Annotated in this window: 17 protein-coding genes and 1 pseudogene; 5 read left to right on the top strand and 13 right to left on the bottom strand. The window is 58.2% G+C overall.

The features are described from left to right. Window positions 1–413: 413 nt before the first annotated feature. The 3 genes from QMO80_RS19800 to QMO80_RS19790 all read right to left on the bottom strand — a co-directional run bounded on the left by QMO80_RS19800 (window position 414) and on the right by QMO80_RS19790 (window position 6,391). Window positions 414–1,640, bottom strand: a complete 1,227-nt coding sequence (locus tag QMO80_RS19800) for a hypothetical protein (RefSeq protein WP_283198014.1) — start codon at window positions 1,638–1,640, stop codon at window positions 414–416. A gap of 80 nt (window positions 1,641–1,720) precedes the next feature. Beyond that, window positions 1,721–4,549, bottom strand: coding sequence for a type I restriction enzyme HsdR N-terminal domain-containing protein (locus QMO80_RS19795; RefSeq protein WP_283198013.1), 2,829 nt, complete (start codon window positions 4,547–4,549; stop codon window positions 1,721–1,723). Between the two features lie 240 nt (window positions 4,550–4,789). Next, the gene (locus tag QMO80_RS19790; RefSeq protein ID WP_283198012.1) at window positions 4,790–6,391 is read right to left on the bottom strand and encodes a reverse transcriptase domain-containing protein; all 1,602 of its coding nucleotides are present in this window, start codon (window positions 6,389–6,391) and stop codon (window positions 4,790–4,792) included. A 447-nt stretch (window positions 6,392–6,838) separates the two neighbouring features. On the opposite strand from QMO80_RS19790, the gene QMO80_RS19785 reads away from it, so the two are divergent. Further along, window positions 6,839–7,048 carry a hypothetical protein gene (locus tag QMO80_RS19785; RefSeq protein WP_283198011.1) on the top strand — a complete coding sequence of 70 codons (210 nt, stop codon included), beginning with the start codon at window positions 6,839–6,841 and terminating at the stop codon, window positions 7,046–7,048. A 157-nt stretch (window positions 7,049–7,205) separates the two neighbouring features. On the opposite strand, the gene QMO80_RS19780 is transcribed toward QMO80_RS19785, so the two are convergent. After that, on the bottom strand, window positions 7,206–7,397 hold the full coding sequence (locus tag QMO80_RS19780; RefSeq protein ID WP_283198010.1) for a hypothetical protein: 192 nt from the start codon (window positions 7,395–7,397) through the stop codon (window positions 7,206–7,208). Between the two features lie 250 nt (window positions 7,398–7,647). Here QMO80_RS19780 and QMO80_RS19775 point away from each other — a divergent pair, with 250 nt between their 5' ends. The 3 genes and pseudogenes from QMO80_RS19775 to QMO80_RS19765 all read left to right on the top strand — a co-directional run bounded on the left by QMO80_RS19775 (window position 7,648) and on the right by QMO80_RS19765 (window position 9,245). Beyond that, window positions 7,648–7,794, top strand: coding sequence for a hypothetical protein (locus tag QMO80_RS19775; RefSeq protein ID WP_010068834.1), 147 nt, complete (start codon window positions 7,648–7,650; stop codon window positions 7,792–7,794). A 254-nt stretch (window positions 7,795–8,048) separates the two neighbouring features. Continuing rightward, window positions 8,049–8,245 (top strand): annotated as a pseudogene (locus tag QMO80_RS19770) (hypothetical protein); the annotation flags it as partial. Window positions 8,246–8,507: 262 nt separating this feature from the next. Then, window positions 8,508–9,245 carry an SIMPL domain-containing protein gene (locus QMO80_RS19765; RefSeq protein ID WP_283198009.1) on the top strand — a complete coding sequence of 246 codons (738 nt, stop codon included), beginning with the start codon at window positions 8,508–8,510 and terminating at the stop codon, window positions 9,243–9,245. 346 nt (window positions 9,246–9,591) lie between these two features. Here QMO80_RS19765 and QMO80_RS19760 read toward each other — a convergent pair whose 3' ends face one another. The 7 genes from QMO80_RS19760 to QMO80_RS19730 form a co-directional block, all read right to left on the bottom strand. Further along, window positions 9,592–9,951, bottom strand: coding sequence for a hypothetical protein (locus tag QMO80_RS19760; RefSeq protein ID WP_116407085.1), 360 nt, complete (start codon window positions 9,949–9,951; stop codon window positions 9,592–9,594). A gap of 142 nt (window positions 9,952–10,093) precedes the next feature. Next, window positions 10,094–10,399: a hypothetical protein gene (locus QMO80_RS19755; RefSeq protein WP_064839834.1), complete on the bottom strand. Its 306-nt coding sequence runs from the start codon at window positions 10,397–10,399 to the stop codon at window positions 10,094–10,096. Between the two features lie 264 nt (window positions 10,400–10,663). Continuing rightward, window positions 10,664–11,086: a secondary thiamine-phosphate synthase enzyme YjbQ gene (locus QMO80_RS19750; protein ID WP_283198008.1), complete on the bottom strand. Its 423-nt coding sequence runs from the start codon at window positions 11,084–11,086 to the stop codon at window positions 10,664–10,666. A gap of 73 nt (window positions 11,087–11,159) precedes the next feature. Continuing rightward, window positions 11,160–11,513, bottom strand: a complete 354-nt coding sequence (locus tag QMO80_RS19745; protein WP_283198007.1) for a DUF1428 domain-containing protein — start codon at window positions 11,511–11,513, stop codon at window positions 11,160–11,162. An 88-nt stretch (window positions 11,514–11,601) separates the two neighbouring features. Next, window positions 11,602–12,201 (bottom strand): DUF922 domain-containing Zn-dependent protease, encoded by a 600-nt coding sequence (locus QMO80_RS19740; protein WP_283198006.1) that lies wholly within the window; start codon window positions 12,199–12,201, stop codon window positions 11,602–11,604. 75 nt (window positions 12,202–12,276) lie between these two features. Then, complete coding sequence (locus tag QMO80_RS19735; RefSeq protein ID WP_283198005.1) at window positions 12,277–13,497, bottom strand: MFS transporter; 1,221 nt, start codon at window positions 13,495–13,497, stop codon at window positions 12,277–12,279. A 157-nt stretch (window positions 13,498–13,654) separates the two neighbouring features. Then, window positions 13,655–14,374 (bottom strand): Crp/Fnr family transcriptional regulator, encoded by a 720-nt coding sequence (locus QMO80_RS19730; protein WP_283198004.1) that lies wholly within the window; start codon window positions 14,372–14,374, stop codon window positions 13,655–13,657. A gap of 129 nt (window positions 14,375–14,503) precedes the next feature. Here QMO80_RS19730 and QMO80_RS19725 point away from each other — a divergent pair, with 129 nt between their 5' ends. Continuing rightward, entirely contained in the window at window positions 14,504–14,749 is a 246-nt protein-coding gene (locus QMO80_RS19725) for a hypothetical protein (RefSeq protein WP_049736263.1), read from the top strand. Window positions 14,750–14,893: 144 nt separating this feature from the next. On the opposite strand, the gene QMO80_RS19720 is transcribed toward QMO80_RS19725, so the two are convergent. Both QMO80_RS19720 and QMO80_RS19715 read right to left on the bottom strand, forming a co-directional pair. Beyond that, a complete protein-coding gene (locus QMO80_RS19720; RefSeq protein ID WP_003565354.1) occupies window positions 14,894–15,127 on the bottom strand; it encodes a hypothetical protein in 234 nt (77 codons plus the stop codon). 70 nt (window positions 15,128–15,197) lie between these two features. Continuing rightward, entirely contained in the window at window positions 15,198–15,596 is a 399-nt protein-coding gene (locus tag QMO80_RS19715; protein ID WP_283198003.1) for a DUF427 domain-containing protein, read from the bottom strand. Between the last annotated feature and the right edge of the window lie 52 nt (window positions 15,597–15,648).

The following is a 15,648-nucleotide window of genomic DNA, read 5'->3' as shown; positions in this document are numbered from 1 at the left end:
GCCTTCGTTCGAGCGAACTGCCTTGATCCTTGGCGAACAGGATGCAACACCGACGTCTTCAATTTGTGAACAACCGACGGCAATCGGAGCCTACGTGACCTCTCTGAACTCACTCGATGGAAATGCGCTCAATGTATCCCTCGAGTTCGACAATTTCGCCTTGCGCGGACTTCAAGCGTCCAAAGTCATCGGCATGTCTCGGGCATCCGGCCAACCGCTCCCCGTCGTACACGCGGGATGGTCCTCCATCGACTCGGCTTTAATTCCGGCGCGTGCCAGCATCGCTGGCAAAGTCGCCGTCGCCTTCCAACCGTCGGGCCGTCGGGCCGTCGATACTCATCACCAGGATTGGTTTCGATTTAAACTGGCTGCTCCGTAGATTTCAGCCTCAGGCGGTATTTGCCAATCTCAAGCTATCTGGTCCAAACACGTCCTTCGAAAAGCCATTCGGGGACCTTTACATTTCCGCAGCGAGGATAGTTGGCAAAACACTGGCGAAGCGTCCGCACTGACGTGTACGCTACGCGAATAAGGTCACGTTGTTGCTGATAATAGACCTCATCAAAGACATTGTCTTCGATCTGGTGGGCAGGACGCTGCCGCGCTTGACGGACTGTTCGAAAGCCAGTCATCAAGTCTCGTTTAAAGTCTACGTCCTCCGTCCGGAAGTTCCCGTCAATCCATTCATCAAGGAGTCTGATCGTTCCTTTCGGCTGCACGATTTTGCGCCCATCTTCCATGTGACCACGCTCTTCCATCTCCATGTCTCCGTGGAAGAAATCACGATTTATGTCGTCTGATAGTAACTGATCCAGGAGTAGGCAGAACGCCGAGAACTCCGCACGGGTAGGACGAATTAGGAAGCCGAACCCTGCAGGACGGCGGTATGCATCGTAGTTAGACCGAAAGAGTGCCTGTTTGCCCATACAGGCGCACATCTCATTGATGATCCGCTTTTCCTTCAGGAACGCATCGAACACGGAAACGCGTTCTGGGAACTGCCCGAGTATTGAAGTTCGATAGTAGTCTGGATGCAGACCGAAATCACCGTCGACCTCGAAACGATACCAGCTTTGTTGCTGCTCCGGCGAGAGATCATTGAGATATCGGAGGAAGGCCGCCACGTACCTATTTATCTCGGAATCAAAAGCGAAGCCGAATTTGTGGAATTCGTCATCCTCCGCATTTGGGTGCTGACGAAAAATCGTCCCGTGAATGTCGTCTACCTCGTATCGGTAGCGCGGATCGTTGCGGTACTGTTCGAGTACGTCGAGGCGAAACGCACGAAAATCGAGCTGAGGCGCGCCCTCGCGCAGAGCTGAAGTGTAAGGCCGTGTGGCGTCGTGAACCACACCGCTGAGGCGAAGGGCCTCAGCGGTCGGATATAGGCACCCGTGATTTAGCTCACTAGGTCGGCGAAGTCGTTCGACTTGTACCTCGGGTAAGCGAGGATCATGCCTTTTAATGTGGATGTTCTCATCATCCTCATGTGTAATTAAATCGACTAGACGATCCTCAATCAGGTCGATGACGGCTTGGATTTCCCGCGGGTCTTTAAGGTGAAACGTTCCCCAGCCATTGAAGTCACCTGACTCTAGGTACCAATGAATTGTGGCCTGCAATATTTCGTCACGATCCACTGCATAGTCCTCCTCGCAAATGCGACCGAGATTGCCTTCGCACACAGCAAGGGATGGCGATTATGCCGCCTCTCGAGGCATCATCGCCATCTGAACGCTGGAATAACGCTAAAAACCTGCTGGCAATCGTCGCTGAGCATTTTCGCTACGTACGAGACTACCGCCGTCTCGTCTTCCCTATCGCCCGACCTATGGGATCGGCCGTTGAATTGCGGGACCGCAATCCCTCCTCTGGTGATACGAAAATCCGAACCGGGCCGTCCGACTTTGGCGAGCACAAGCTCGGTTTTCGAGATGTAGGCATCCGAGGTCGACCGCGACAAATCTATCATGGGATTCTCTGGAAAACTTAGATCAGCCCCAGCATTGGCAAGATCACGAACCGGCCAACGTTCATAATTTAAATGCAAGTCGTGACCACCGTGGACTTTCACAATCGCTCCCCTGAGATCATACCTGACCGGGATCGATGCGCATTCCCGAAGATAGGCAGCGAGCCCAGGCAGGTCACGTCTAACTACCTCCACATAGGCTTGTTGGCTTCTTCGGAAATATTCGTCGAGTGTATGCGCGAGCTTCGCTCGCGCGACAGGAGCGTTGAAGTCGAGATCACGAGGTTCAACCCACCACTCATGCAGAACTGTTATGCCATCAGACATGAGCCCATCAATGTCTTCGATAAGCTCTCCAGTATGAATGTATTGCGCGCGCGAACGCAAACGGTCACCCATTCGTCGATTGGAAATCGGCAAGAGGTCCGCCTTGCAATGCTCAAGATCGTATGGAGCCGAAAATTTCATGGAATAGAACCGCGCTAGATGACGCAGACGACTGAGAACCGTTTCCTGCGTCCATACTGGACCACCTCTTAGTCTTCGGCAGTCTATCAACTCCTTGATAGCGTCAGCGATCCTTTGCGCGCCCAAAATTCGTCCAGCACCTGCGTCATAGTCTTGCTTGTCCAGCGCAATGCCCCACGACCTGTACGGCTCTTCAGCTTCGCCAAAGCGCACCCGCGTATCATCTTGCTCGGCATCGAAAAAGGAGAAGTTCACGAAACCACGGTCAATGTGGCCCTCGATTCCAAGTGCGGAAACCGGTCTTCCAGCTAGCCGCGACCTGACGTCAAAGGCGAATTGGTCCGAAAAGTGTGTTCGAAGTAGTACCTCGATACTCGTCAAGACATCGGTGAGCAGCGCCTCTGCTACGTTTCTCGAATTAGAAACTGGACGGCGTTCACCGTCCCCAATCGTAAACTTCAATGATGCAAGGGCGACTTTGATACTTTGGCCTGCAAGTGCTTCCCACACTACCCTGCTGGCTTCCGGAGTCGGTGCGCCGGAAAGGAGAAGGCCGGGAAACTGTGACGAGCCATCGGTGCTTATTGCATTGAGAGAAGCCAACAATTCGGCCGGCGGAAGCCGCAACAGCCGTTGCGCACGGAAAAAGTCTGCCAGCCCTTCGTGAACGAGTTCTACGCTTGTACCGCGGATGGTGATCGCGTCCGCATCGGCCAACTGATTTAAACCTGCAGAGACATCCATCTCCTTCGCCAGTTGGAAGCACCTTCCGATATCCATTGGTCCAATGGCGGTTTGAGCCGAAAGCTCCTCGAGGAACGCCCGAAGCTGAGCTTTCTCGACGACAGGAAAAGGATGGAGAATTCTGCCAAGCCACTCCTCATAGAGCGTATTTACGTTTGTCGGAAACCGTTCGAACGAATGGTAATGGTTCGCAACGAGGCTGGCGAGCAGTGGAATTTGGCAGAGCTGCACCAAGTGTTCGGGCAATTTGAATCGAGAATAGCCGCGGTCCCGTAACTCCCGACCGTTGACCAACAAGGCCCACATATCCTTTTCGTCGAAGCCGCGCAGGCTAAAGGTCGAGAGAGCGATGTCGGGTAGCAAGTTGGGTCGGGACAGCACCAGTATACGGCTTTTTGGAAAGTCCCGGAGGATATTCCTAAGCTGCGTTGTGAGTTTAGGGCGCTCCAAGGAAGAAACCCGGTCAAACGCGTCAGCGACAATCAACACGCCGTTCGTCTTTGCCTCATCCTTGAAGGCCGAGAGGTTGTACCCCGGAACGTGAGCGGAAACTCGACCTACTAGATAGGTCTCAAGCGTACATTCTCCTACAGGCACATCGGGCAGGAATACTTCGAACGGTAGCTGGGCGGACGAACCTTCCAGTCGCTTCTCGAGTGCCTCGAGAAGCAGCGCTTTCCCGAGAGTCGTTTTGCCGAAACCTGACGAGCCGAGGACGATTGCGCCCTTTTCGTTGCCGTCTAACACAAGCTCAGCTTGAACGTCGTCCTGCCCCGCCCTGGTCAGAAATCGGGGGACAGTGAAACTCAGTTCCCTTTCACATCTCCGGGTCTCGTTCGTCTCGTACTCAGACAGGTCTCTGCGGACAACGTCCATGTTTTTGAAGCGCAAGCCCGTGCAGAGCGATAAAAGCGCATCCCTGGACGCCAAGCCCTCAAGATGTCCCCGGCTAGCTGCAAGATTTTCGACGGAGTCTGAAAAAACCAGTTCGCTGTCACCAACTATCTGGAGTTGCCAAACTTCGACCTGCTTGCCGTTTGTCAAAAGGTAGAGCGGCGTCCTGATATTCTGGGCATAGGATTCTGCCTGCTCCCGGCCCTGGTCTAACATTTCCCTCGGGTGTTTCGTCTCAACGACCAATAGTGCCGTAGCGCGGCAATGCGGCCTGTCTGCGTAAACCACGAAATCGGCTTCAGGCTTCCTGCCGATACGGCTATTTCTGCCTTCGCGAAAGAGTACACGCTTTTTAGCGGCGATGTTGTCGAGAGCGTGGCCGAGCGCGAGAAGCAAGGGCGTCACGAAGCGCGTTTCGACGTCTGCCTCGGACTCGAAATCCGAATGTTCCCTTGTCCAAAAGTCGTCCATCGAGATTCCCGACGAGTTGAGACAAATTATCAATGTGGGAAGACCCCACATGGTCGTTCGCTGTTGTGAACAACAGCATTTTACTCTGACTAATTCACACGGACTTGTGATTCTGAGAAGGCGCGCCAGTCCCGTAGTTCCCGCTTCGCCGACTAGCGATGTACGCCACGTCTAAGTGGAGCGCGGATATTCCGTTGCGGATGCCACTCTTGGTCAGAGGCAGTTAAAATTTGCGGTAACTTAAATACCGGCGGCGAGGCTCATCAGTGCTTTGATGTCCACTGCGAAGTCTCTTGGTTCCTGCGGGCCGCCCTTGTGGATGACGCCAGCCACCTTGTGATCGGTATCGGTCAAAGGACCACCGGACATTCCTTGGGCGAGCTTCTGGGTTACCTCGATTAGTTGCACTGCGCTTTTCACGGGAAGGGCACTGACTTGGCCAGATCGAATATTAAGGCCATCGCCAGGACCAAAGGAAGGATACCCAAGCGCTGTGAGCGAATCGCCGACCATCACACTGCGAGTCGCCGGCACAAACTCGTAGTAATCGTTGGCAGGAATGCTGTGCTCCAAAATTGCGATATCGCGGACCGGACAATGTTTCACGACCTTAACCTTAAAGACGTTCGATCTCTTCTTTGGATGATAAACGTCAATTTCCGCGCCCGCCATTGTGGCTTCGGATACACAATGCCAGGCGGTAATCAGTCCCACGTCTTTTAGGAAAAAGGCGCTGCCCTGTGCACACTCGCCTTCCCAATGTTCAAGTACCCATACCGCACGCTCCCGAACTTCCTCTGGTGTCGCCGAAAGCTTGATCTTGTTCGATGGGAAAGAGTTATTGAATCGTGATGCCAGGCCACGAAAAATCGGATCGGACCTCCCTTTGACACTGCCGATCCACGCAATCTTTCCCTTTAGATAGCTGTCGATGGGACAAGTGCCGCCGTAATCGTCTACGAAGGTCTTCTGTGCGGCAGCTAAGCCGTCTTTCTCAACGGAATATAACGCGCTTCGCACGTCTCTGACGAATCTGCGATCCACATTGAGACCTTCGTTAATCTTCAGGCCAGTGACTATTCGTCGGGAATATCGGTCCGCGTAATGAACCTTACTGGCGTTGAGTTTAAATCCGTTATTGACAAAGGCTGCCTTCAACCGCGGCATCAGCATCTCGGGGTCGAAATTGCCGGCTGGAGGCACGATGCCTTCGAATAGCGGGGACAACGGCTGATAGCTGGAGAAGGTAATGTCATCTGCATATCTGGTGTAGATGCAGTGTGCTTTCTTCGCGATCAATTGAAGCTCTTTGTCGAGCCTGAAACAGATCATGTTAGAGAGTACGGGGCTGCTGGGAGCCCCTTGCGGGAGGTGTCCCCTGTTGCAGCAAATTCTCGCGACGATATCCGCCGCGCCACTGTCTACGCCGAGGGCCTTGAGGAGGCCTGCAATGCGGTTCTCGGAGATCGAGCCGAAGAAATTTTCAATGTCCAGATTTATCGAAAACTTGCTTCTCAGGTGCGAGGATGCATTTGTCCGCACGGACCGATCAATCACAAAGCCATGGACTGGATCGCGAGGACTATACATTTGGTCAAGTAGGTCGGCGATGTACCGCTGAAGCATTTTCAGGCGGTCGTCAGGAGCATTAATTACTCTGCTCTTGCCCGAGCCTTTAGCTATCTCGAAGTCGTTGTACATGCGGTGGCGAAACCACCAGATTTTCTTGAGCTCGGCAGGTGAGACGCCCAAATAGCGAAGTAACGCAACATCGTTGGTGAGTGCCGCAGGAAGATTGATTCGGAACTTGAAGCCGCCGAAAACGGTTGCGGGATGCGGCACGAGGTCTCCCTCCAATCACGCCATGTGCACGAAGCATTATGTGGCGCGCAACGATCTTGCGATGGACATTAGCTCTTACGCCGCAGTTACGACAGCGCGTATGCGAGGGGAGACCTCGTAGGCAAAGACGTATCAAGCAGCGTTCGTAACTGGTAGTGGTAAATGGTCTTATTCACAGACATCACGTAGCGGAGTCGAGGTAGGTTGGCTGAATCCCCCTCCTGGCACGAAGTCGCCGCTAGCGTCACCCATCGGTATATCCCCAGTTGTCCGGAGATTAGACCTTTGCCCGAGAGCTTCTACTTCCTACATGCAGGCCGGATAAGGCAGCTTCCCGGCGCATTCACGTCGGCCGCATGATCAGCCTGATCGTCGAACCACCTGCCTTTCGATAGAAGTTGTGGTACTTATTAATGGATGTCGTTGTTCTCGGGAGGATAGCAATTCATGGTCGTGCACAGGGATATGACGAGCGACGAATGGAAGTGGCTTGTGCGCCTTTGCCAACACGAAGCCGATAGCATTCCGAAGGAAATCGAAGCGCGGTTCACCCAACTTGGTCTGTTGGGGCCGAATGGTCTTTCGGACAATGCCAGGAATCTGGTTCAAAATGAATTGCTGGCAGAGCGGCGGAACAGACTGCAAGGGCTTCACTGAGTGATGACCTTGGGCGCCCAGCAGGAGTCCAAAGTGGTGATGTTCATTGCGGCACGGCTCAGGCCGGAAATCCGACTATCTAGGCGGCGGGCGTTCGAACGCCTAGATTTTGGGCTTTACCGACAAACCACATTCACCAGGTCTGGTTTGTCGGCCGCTAATAGCTACAAGACCGCCCATCGCTCGGCCTGAAGCCATCCGCGCAGGCCGGGTTGAGCGGGCGGCTCTCGTGATAGTAACCGCCGCCGATCGACGAGGTCTGGTCGAGATCGGATGACGTGCAGGCCGAAATGATCGTGGCAAGGCTGATCAGCGTTCCGGTCGCGATAAGTGCGAAAAATCGGTTCATCTGAGCTTCTCCTTCGGAGGACATGGGTTTTGCCCGAAGGGGGTAATTTACCACGCGATCACGCGCATTTGTGGGGATTTATGGCAGTTTACCCGCTTGGCACGCCCTCCTAACGCCAATGTGATTGGCTTTCGGCCTGCACTCAAGCCATGCACCGTCACATAACTGTCATGCAAAATTGCCCATTGCGACGGCAGCCTGGGCAAAATATATGCTGCCGCCTAACAAAAAAAAGAATGAGTGAACTGCCATGAGTGCCATACAGAAGCTTTTCAACCGCAATCTCCTGACCCGTTTTGTCACCGGTCTCGGTGCGGTTCCCCAGCGTTTTCGCGACGCGCGCGAAGAGCGCAAGCCTGCGATTCATCCCTCCTTCATGGATGATTTCGGCGCTTAAATCAGCGCTGCATCCTTCAGCGGTCACTGCAAATCCGGTTCCGGATGATGTAAGGCTTTCCGCCAGGGCTAGCGAAGTAAGAACCGCAGAAAAGAATGCGCTCCGTTGCGGTCCTAGCCACACAAGTTACCCACCCCATCCGTCGCCCTCGGGCTGACCCGAGGACCCATAGCCAGCGCACTGCGTTGGCGTTCGCACGGACAATGGCGACCGCAGCCCAGTAACTCGAGCGAGGCGTGCGGCATGGATACTCGGGTCAAGCCCGAGTATGACGGAACGTGGTGGGCGCCATCGCAGCCCGACACGATCCGCACCTGGCTGCCTTCCAGCAAAGGTTGCAAAGTGCCGGCAAACCCAAAATGTCATCCGCATCGCACTCGCCCGAAAACTCCTGGTCATTCTCAACGCAAAAGCACGAGATGCGCGAAGAGAATTCGAATATGCGACTTGACAGCCCAGATAGTCGCTCATTCCTGTGTCCTCAGGGCATTGCCCCGAGGACACTGGAATGAGGGAAGAGAGGGACGAGGCCCTCGTACCTAGCCGATCTCCCGGCGGGGCAGAGGGGGGCCCACACGGCACGCCCTCTCCTTCCACGCCCGCACCCCACACATTTTTCTTTCCATGCGCACTCGCCCTTCCCTTCCGCCGCAATAGCTTCACAATCAACCGACAGAAAGTTCATCCGGGAAACGACAACTAGGGAATGAAACATGGCGCCGATGCTTTCCAAGACTCTTCTGATGACTGCCCTTCTGGCCCTGCCGCTCGGCAGCGCAGCGCCTGTTTGGGCGCAGGAGGCAAAGCCGCGCGAGGCGGTGATTTCGGTGACGGGGGATGGTGAATCGGCGCTTGCGCCCGATATGGCGGTCGTCAATCTCGCCGTCGTCAAGCAGGCAAAGACCGCTCGCGAAGCGCTCGACGAGAACAACAAGGCGATGAACGAGGTGCTGAAGGCGCTGAAGGACGGCGGCATCGCCGAGCGCGATCTGCAGACCTCCGGCTTCTCAATCCAGCCGCAATACAACTACCCGCAGCCGGTCGATGGCCAGCAGCAGCAGCCGCAGCTGATCGGCTACCAGACCATCAACTCCATCACCATCAGGCTGCGCGATCTTGCCAAGCTCGGCCAGGTGATCGACCAGTCCGTCACCCTCGGCATCAACCAGGGCGGCGACATCCAGTTCACCAACGACAAACCGCAAGCAGCCCTCGAAGAGGCGCGCAAGAATGCCGTTGCCGAGGCGGTGAAGAAGGCGAAGACGCTGAGCGAAGCCGCCGGCGTCAAGCTCGGCCGCATCATCGAGATCAACGAGAATGTGCCTCGCCCGATGCCGCAGCCGGCCTATCGCGCCACGATGATGAAGGAGGCCGATGCGGCCGTTCCCGTGCAGAGCGGCGAGAACAACTACACTGTCAGCGTCACGGTGACGTTTGCGATCGAGCAGTAAATGAAAGCCGGCGCGAGACCAGCCCCTCATCCGCTTGCCGGCACCGACCGGGGTCGAGCCACAGGTCTCGACCCGTCCTTCGGACCCCCGTAAACGGGGAGAAGGGGATATGACGCGACCTCTCCGTCCCTCACCAACGTCTCGCGTGGCAAGTCCCTCTCCCCGTCAGAACGTGGAGAGGGTTAGGGTGAGGGGCAGTGCTGGGCTCCGAAGCAGAGGACCACGCCGGGTAAGAGCGCAGCTGTCATCAAACCGAACAAAGAAAACCGCCCTTGCCGATCCGGGGAGACGGGCAAAGGCGGTTCTGGCCGCCGCATCGGGGAGACGGGCGGTATTCTAAATTATATCAGCGACGCAGAGCCGGGCAGCCGCGGACGTTGCCGAAGCTCATCTCGCCGGGGCCGCGACGCGTCCAGCCCTGGACAATGACGCGGCGCGGGGTGACGTCGACGACGCGGGCGCGGCGGAAGCCGTAATCGCGGGCCATGTCTTCGGCCATCCGCGGATCACAGCCGCGCGGACGGCGGTCGTAGCCCGACGGCGGGCGATCGTAGCCCGGAGCCGGACGGCGGTAGTCCCGCGGCGCGTCACGGTCCTGATCGCCGATAATGATATTCAACTGCGCGGCGGCGGGCGCCACCGTGCCGGCAAGGGTGCCGGCGGTCAGCATGACGGCAAGACCCGCCTTTGCCAAAAACTGCATCATCGAAAAACCTTTCGTTTCAAAGTCGGTGCGGCCGAGCCGCCTGGGAATCACCCATACGGATTAGAGAAGAAGCGGCTGAAAGTGTCGCCGTCAAGGCAAAAGCGGCCGGCAAGCGCCGTGTCGGTGCCTGCCGGCGCATTCCTCAGCGCCGGATCAGCGGGCAGCCGCGGACATTGGCGAAAACCATTCGGTCCCAGCCGCGATGGTCGCGGCCGGACACGACAACAACGCGCGGCGACATGCGAGTGATCTGGGCTCTGCGCAGACCGAAATCGCGCGCCTTGCGCACTGCATGCATCGGCGAGCAGCCGCGAATCGGTCGGTGATATTGCGCCTCGACGACGAAATTCGTCTGCGGCCCGGCGGCTGCCGCGGTGGTGACCGTGGCCGGGACGGTGCAGAGGGCGAGCAATGCGGCAAGCGAGGCCTTGGCGAGGAAATGTGTCATGGGGCGTCTCCGTCGATTGGTCTTATTTATACGCATGTCGTTATTGCGCGACATGCTTGGGTTCTCCCTTAGGGATTGCCTCGACAGTAAACGCTGTAAACTGAATGGCGTTCGAACCGACCATTCACTTCTCATTCACAAGGATTAATCCTTTCAGAGCATGATGCCGAAAAGTGTGTGCGGTTTTCTCATGACATCATGCTCTAACTCTTTAAATTTAGAACAGGATGATTTTAGGCCAACCGAGCCTAAAATCATCGTGTTCTAGGCACCGAGATGCAGAACGATTTCCCGCCGATGCGGCCGGTCGCGATGCTCGAAGAGATAGAGGCCCTGCCAGGTGCCGAGCATCAACCGGCCCCGCGCGACCGGAATGCCGATCGAGACCTGCGTCAGCGCCGCCTTGATATGCGCCGGCATATCGTCCGGCCCCTCGGCGCGATGCACGACCCAGCCCATGCCAGGATCGGAGGCCGGCGGCACGAGGCGGCGGAAGAAGGAAAGCAGATCGGTTTGCACGTCGGGATCGGCATTTTCCTGGATCAGCAGCGAGCAGGAAGTGTGGCGCACGAAGACGGTGAGAAGCCCCTCCTCCCGCCCTGATTGGTTGACGAAGGCGTTCGCCTGATCGGTGAATTCGTAAAGGCCCTGTCCGCGTGTGGACAGTGTCAGGATCGTCTGGGGCAAGGCGCTCTCCCGTCTCGGAATCTTATCGCCGCGAGGTGACGCGTCAGAAGAGGCAAGTCAATGCTTGATCGGCTCAGAGTTTGATCAGCGTCTCGAAGCCGCCATAGATCATCCGCTTGCCGTCGAAGGGCATCTGCCATTGGTCGCCCTTGAGCCTCGGATCGGCCATCACCTTGGCGTTGACATCATCGCGCTGCTGCCGGGACCGGTAGACGATCCAGGCAAACACCACCACCTCGTCCTCCTTCGCCTGCACGGCGCGGGGAAAGGAGGTCAGTTCGCCATAGGGCACGTCGTCGCCGATGCATTCGACATATTCGAGCGCACCATATTCCTTCCAGATCGTGCCGGCGAAGGTCGAGAACGTCTTGTAGGCCTCGATATTCTCCTTCGGCACCGCCACGATGAAACCGTCGACATAGGACATGACACGCCTCCTCCATCCATCCCGCGCTGGGGAGAGAGATAGGAGAGCGGCCGGGCAGGTCCAGGGAGGAAGCGCCCGGCAGAGACAATCAAGGCCCATTCACCAGCTTGAGGATGAGCTGCTGGATATTGCCGCCGTCGCCCATTTCGATCTTGTCGAAGTCGCGGCCGCGCTGGCGCTGCTTCGCAGAGATTTCGCCGAGGCGGCGGGTCAGCTCGATGCGGATCTTCTGGCAATCGGGGTCGTCGGCAACGGTGAGGCCGATGCTCATCGTCTCGATTTCCTTGACCATCTCCTTGATGGTCTCGCCATGCACCCGCTCATGCGTCTGCACACCCGTGATGAAGCTCTCCCAGCTGCTGCCGACGGCCGGCGGCAGCGCGGCCGATGGTTTCGGCAGCGTATAGGTGATGATCAGCTTCGGCCGGTTGGTGGTGATGACGCAGGCATTGCCCTGCGCTTCATATTTCCGGGTCCAGGTCAGCTTGAACGTCGTATGCGCGATCACCCGGCCGGTAGGCCCGGCCTTCGGGCCCCGCGCCCCGATCGATTCGTAGAGTTCGGCCCCGGTCGTTCCCGAAATCGAATAGGGCCGCACCTCTTCCACCGCCTGCCAATCGGCCGATGCCACCGCCGGCGCCGAGGCGAAAATGACCGCCAGCAGATAGGATAGAAAAGTTTTCGTCACGCGCCGCCCCGCCGATTAATGATTTGCGCGGACCCTAACGGGAGCCGCCGCCGCTTTCAACGCACCATGCATGCATCAGCCCTGCAGCGTCTTGACCTTGGTGAGATCGGGAAAGAGCCGCATCCACAGGAGCACGACGATAACAGTGCCGAGCCCGCCGACGATGCCGGTGGCGACCGGGCCGAGGGCTGCCGCCATCATGCCGGATTCGAATTCGCCGAGCTGGTTGGAGGTGCCGATGAACAGCGAGTTGACCGCACTGACACGACCCCGCATCTCATCCGGCGTCAGAAGCTGCACCAGCGAGCTGCGCACGACGACGCTGACCGTATCCGACGCGCCGACGACAAGCAGGGCGGCGACAGAAAGCACGATGTTGGTGGACAGCGAAAAGACGATGGTGGCGACGCCGAACACGGCGACGGCGGCAAGCATCTTGCGCCCGACATTGCTCTCGAGCGGCCGGCGGGCCAGCACGATCGACATGGCAAGCGCGCCGATCGCCGGTGCGGCGCGCAAAAGGCCGAGCTCCCAAGGGCCGGCATCGAGGATATCGCGGGCAAACATCGGCAAGAGCGCGGTGGCGCCGCCGAGCAGCACCGCGAAGAGATCGAGCGAGATCGTGCCGAGCATCACCGGCCGGCTGCGGATGAAGGAGACGCCGGCAAAGACCGAGGCCAGTGTCACCGGCTCGCGCTTGCCGGGCGCCCATTGCAGGCGGATCGAGATGACGTTGACGCTGGCGGCGGCAAAAAACAGCGCCGACACGGCGAAGGGCGCCACCGGGTTCAGCCCGTAGAGCAAGCCGCCGAGCGAGGGGCCGATGATCAGCGCCGTCTGCATCAGCGAGGTGGAGGTGGCGACCGCCTTCTGCAACATCGAGGCGGGCACGATATTCGGCAGCAGCGCCGCCATGGTCGGCCGCTCGAAGGCGACGACGGCGCCGAGCACGGTGACGGCGACGAGGATGCCTGAAGGGGTCAGCCATTGCTGCCAGGTGGCAACGGCGAGCACCAGCGCCGTCACCGCCTCGATCAGCTGGCAGATGAGGCCGATGCGCCGCCGGTCGAAACGGTCCGCGACATGGCCGACGACGAAGGTCAGCACCGCCATCGGCAGGAACTGGCAGAGGCCGACGAGGCCGAGCGCAAAGGCGCTGTGCGTCTGATCGTAGATCATCCAGCCCATGGCAATGCCGATCGACTGGAAGGCAAGCGAGGAAAAGACGCGGGAGGCAGCGAAGTTCAGATAGCCGGGGTGGCGAAGAACGCTCCGCGGGCCTTGGGATATGTCCATTGCGATGTCACCGGCCGGCGATGGGAGCGGCGGCCTTCAGGAGGTTTTCGTGAATGTCGAAACGGTGTTCTGCTCCGATGAGCGCTTTGTCAATTGCCACGCGCGGACATGACGTCGCGCCGGCCGGCATTTGCCTGCCAGGCTTCGGTGTCGGGCATCAGCGCGGCTCCTTGAAGATGTTCAGATAGGCGGGGTCGAATTCGGCGATTTCCTGCAGGCGCTCCCAGTCGACGATCGTGATCGTCCGGTTCTCCCAAGTGAAGACCCCCTCGCGCCTGAGCGCCTGCAGCGTCTTGTTCAGATGAACGACGGAAACGCCGAGCACGTCGGCCATCTCGATCTGCGTCAAGGGAAACTGGAAGCTTTCGCCCCGCGTCCGTTTGACGACCTGCAACCGCACGAAAAGCTCGCAGACGAGATGGGCGATATGGGCGCGTTTGGAGCGCCGGCCCATGGCGACGATCCATTCCCGGTGAATGGCGCCATCGACCAGCGTATCGAGCCAGAGCAGCCGGGTCAGATGCGGCATGCGCTCGGTGATCGCCCTGAGGTCGGCATGATCGGCGAAGGCGACATGACAGGTCGACAGCGCAACGATGCCGTGATCCATCTTCTTGACGGGAAAGGCATGCAGATCGACGAAATCGCCGGCGACATGCAGCGCGGTGATCTGTCGGCTGCCATCGGCCATCACCTTGTAGCGCGCCGCGAAACCATCGAGCAGCAGCGTGCTGTAGGGCGGGCGGCTGCCTTCGAGAACGATATCCTCTCCCGCAACAAAATGCCTGTCCTTGACCAGGATCGACCTGAGAAGGTTCTCCTCCTCGGCCGAAAGCACGTCGCGGCTTCCAAGATTGAGCAGCAGGGCTTCAATCACGGGCTTTTCCGCCGATAGCACAAGAGGAGATCATGATGATGCGACCTGTATTTTCTATAAGAATCAATGCCTAGCCTCGGGAACAATTGTCTTCATCTGTACTTTCCCCCTGTGACGACAGGAAAAAACATGGCTCGCTACTTTTTCGATCTGCATAACGGCGAAGGTCCGACACGCGATGAGCACGGCACCGAGCTCAGATCGCGCGCGGACATTCCGAAAGAGGTGACCCGCATCCTGCTGGATGTGGCCCGTGACGAACTGCCCGCGGGTGATCGCACCATCATCGCCGTCACCGTTCGCAACGAAAGCGGCGACCCGGTGACGGTTGCCAGCCTCGTCTTCAACAATGAATGGCTCGACGTCCTGCGTTAGCGGCCGCCGTTGCATGCCGTCGTCCCGGGACCGCTGCACACTTCCGGGCGACATGCATTAAGACCCGCCTTCATAGCCGGCAATTAAATTTGACATAGTCGCGTATTGCTCCGAGCGCGATCGGAGGCGGCATGCCGGCCGAAGCTATTTGGCGATTTCCTCGAGAATCAGCCGGATTTCCGCAAGCGGCCGGCGGCTTTCGTCGAAGAGTTCCACCGACAGCATGTTCAGCGGTTCTGCCGGCAGACCTTCGGCGGCCATCTCCGCGAGCACGCGCCGCGCCTCCGCTTTGGCGGCCTCGATGGAGGCGAATTCATATCCGGTCTCGGTCGCCCCGACGCCATCACGATCGAGGAGCTGAAAGTAGAATTTCGGCACGACACATCCCCCGCTAGATCATGTCAACGATCCCGCAACCAACAGGTTCCACCCGAGGCCTCTGTCACCGTCAGAAGGTGCCGGCCTCCGGCGAGGCCATTTCCTCGATGCCGTCGACGCGATCGGGATAGAAGGCGAGATGGTCCTTGATGCTGCTGACCGCGGCATTCGGCGCCTCGTAGGTCCAGACGGCATTCCTGGAGCGCTCGCCGCCCGGAATGATGCTGTAATAGGCCGCGTCCCCCTTATAGGGGCAATGGCTGGCATGATCGGTGCGTTGCAGCAGCGACATCTCCACATCCTTGCGCGGTATATATTGCACCGGCGGATAGGAGGCCTCGCGCAGCGTCAGCGCATCGCGGCTGTCGGCAATCGTCCTGCCGCCGGCAGTCACGACGACGCGGCAGGGATTGTACTCGACGGTGATCGGATGATCCGGCCCCGGGATCTTGATCGATTTGTCCGACATGAGGTTCGTCTCCATGAGATATCGATCTCACCGAGATAGGGCGGGCATGCCG

The sequence above is a fragment of the Rhizobium sp. BT03 genome, assembly GCF_030053155.1.
GTDB lineage: Bacteria > Pseudomonadota > Alphaproteobacteria > Rhizobiales > Rhizobiaceae > Rhizobium.
Note: the sequence above shows the minus strand (reverse complement) of the source record. Positions and strands in the feature narration are given on the sequence as shown.

What these genes read in the sequence shown, in the direction of transcription:
- QMO80_RS19725 (WP_049736263.1), top strand. Translation starts at nt 14,504, where the DNA reads ATGGCTCGCTACTTTTTCGATCTGCATAACGGCGAAGGTCCGACACGC.
- QMO80_RS19795 (WP_283198013.1), bottom strand. Translation starts at nt 4,549, where the DNA reads ATGGACGACTTTTGGACAAGGGAACATTCGGATTTCGAGTCCGAGGCA.
- QMO80_RS19735 (WP_283198005.1), bottom strand. Translation starts at nt 13,497, where the DNA reads ATGGACATATCCCAAGGCCCGCGGAGCGTTCTTCGCCACCCCGGCTAT.
- QMO80_RS19780 (WP_283198010.1), bottom strand. Translation starts at nt 7,397, where the DNA reads ATGAACCGATTTTTCGCACTTATCGCGACCGGAACGCTGATCAGCCTT.
- QMO80_RS19775 (WP_010068834.1), top strand. Translation starts at nt 7,648, where the DNA reads ATGAGTGCCATACAGAAGCTTTTCAACCGCAATCTCCTGACCCGTTTT.
- QMO80_RS19715 (WP_283198003.1), bottom strand. Translation starts at nt 15,596, where the DNA reads ATGTCGGACAAATCGATCAAGATCCCGGGGCCGGATCATCCGATCACC.
- QMO80_RS19765 (WP_283198009.1), top strand. Translation starts at nt 8,508, where the DNA reads ATGGCGCCGATGCTTTCCAAGACTCTTCTGATGACTGCCCTTCTGGCC.
- QMO80_RS19755 (WP_064839834.1), bottom strand. Translation starts at nt 10,399, where the DNA reads ATGACACATTTCCTCGCCAAGGCCTCGCTTGCCGCATTGCTCGCCCTC.
- QMO80_RS19785 (WP_283198011.1), top strand. Translation starts at nt 6,839, where the DNA reads ATGGTCGTGCACAGGGATATGACGAGCGACGAATGGAAGTGGCTTGTG.
- QMO80_RS19745 (WP_283198007.1), bottom strand. Translation starts at nt 11,513, where the DNA reads ATGTCCTATGTCGACGGTTTCATCGTGGCGGTGCCGAAGGAGAATATC.
- QMO80_RS19760 (WP_116407085.1), bottom strand. Translation starts at nt 9,951, where the DNA reads ATGATGCAGTTTTTGGCAAAGGCGGGTCTTGCCGTCATGCTGACCGCC.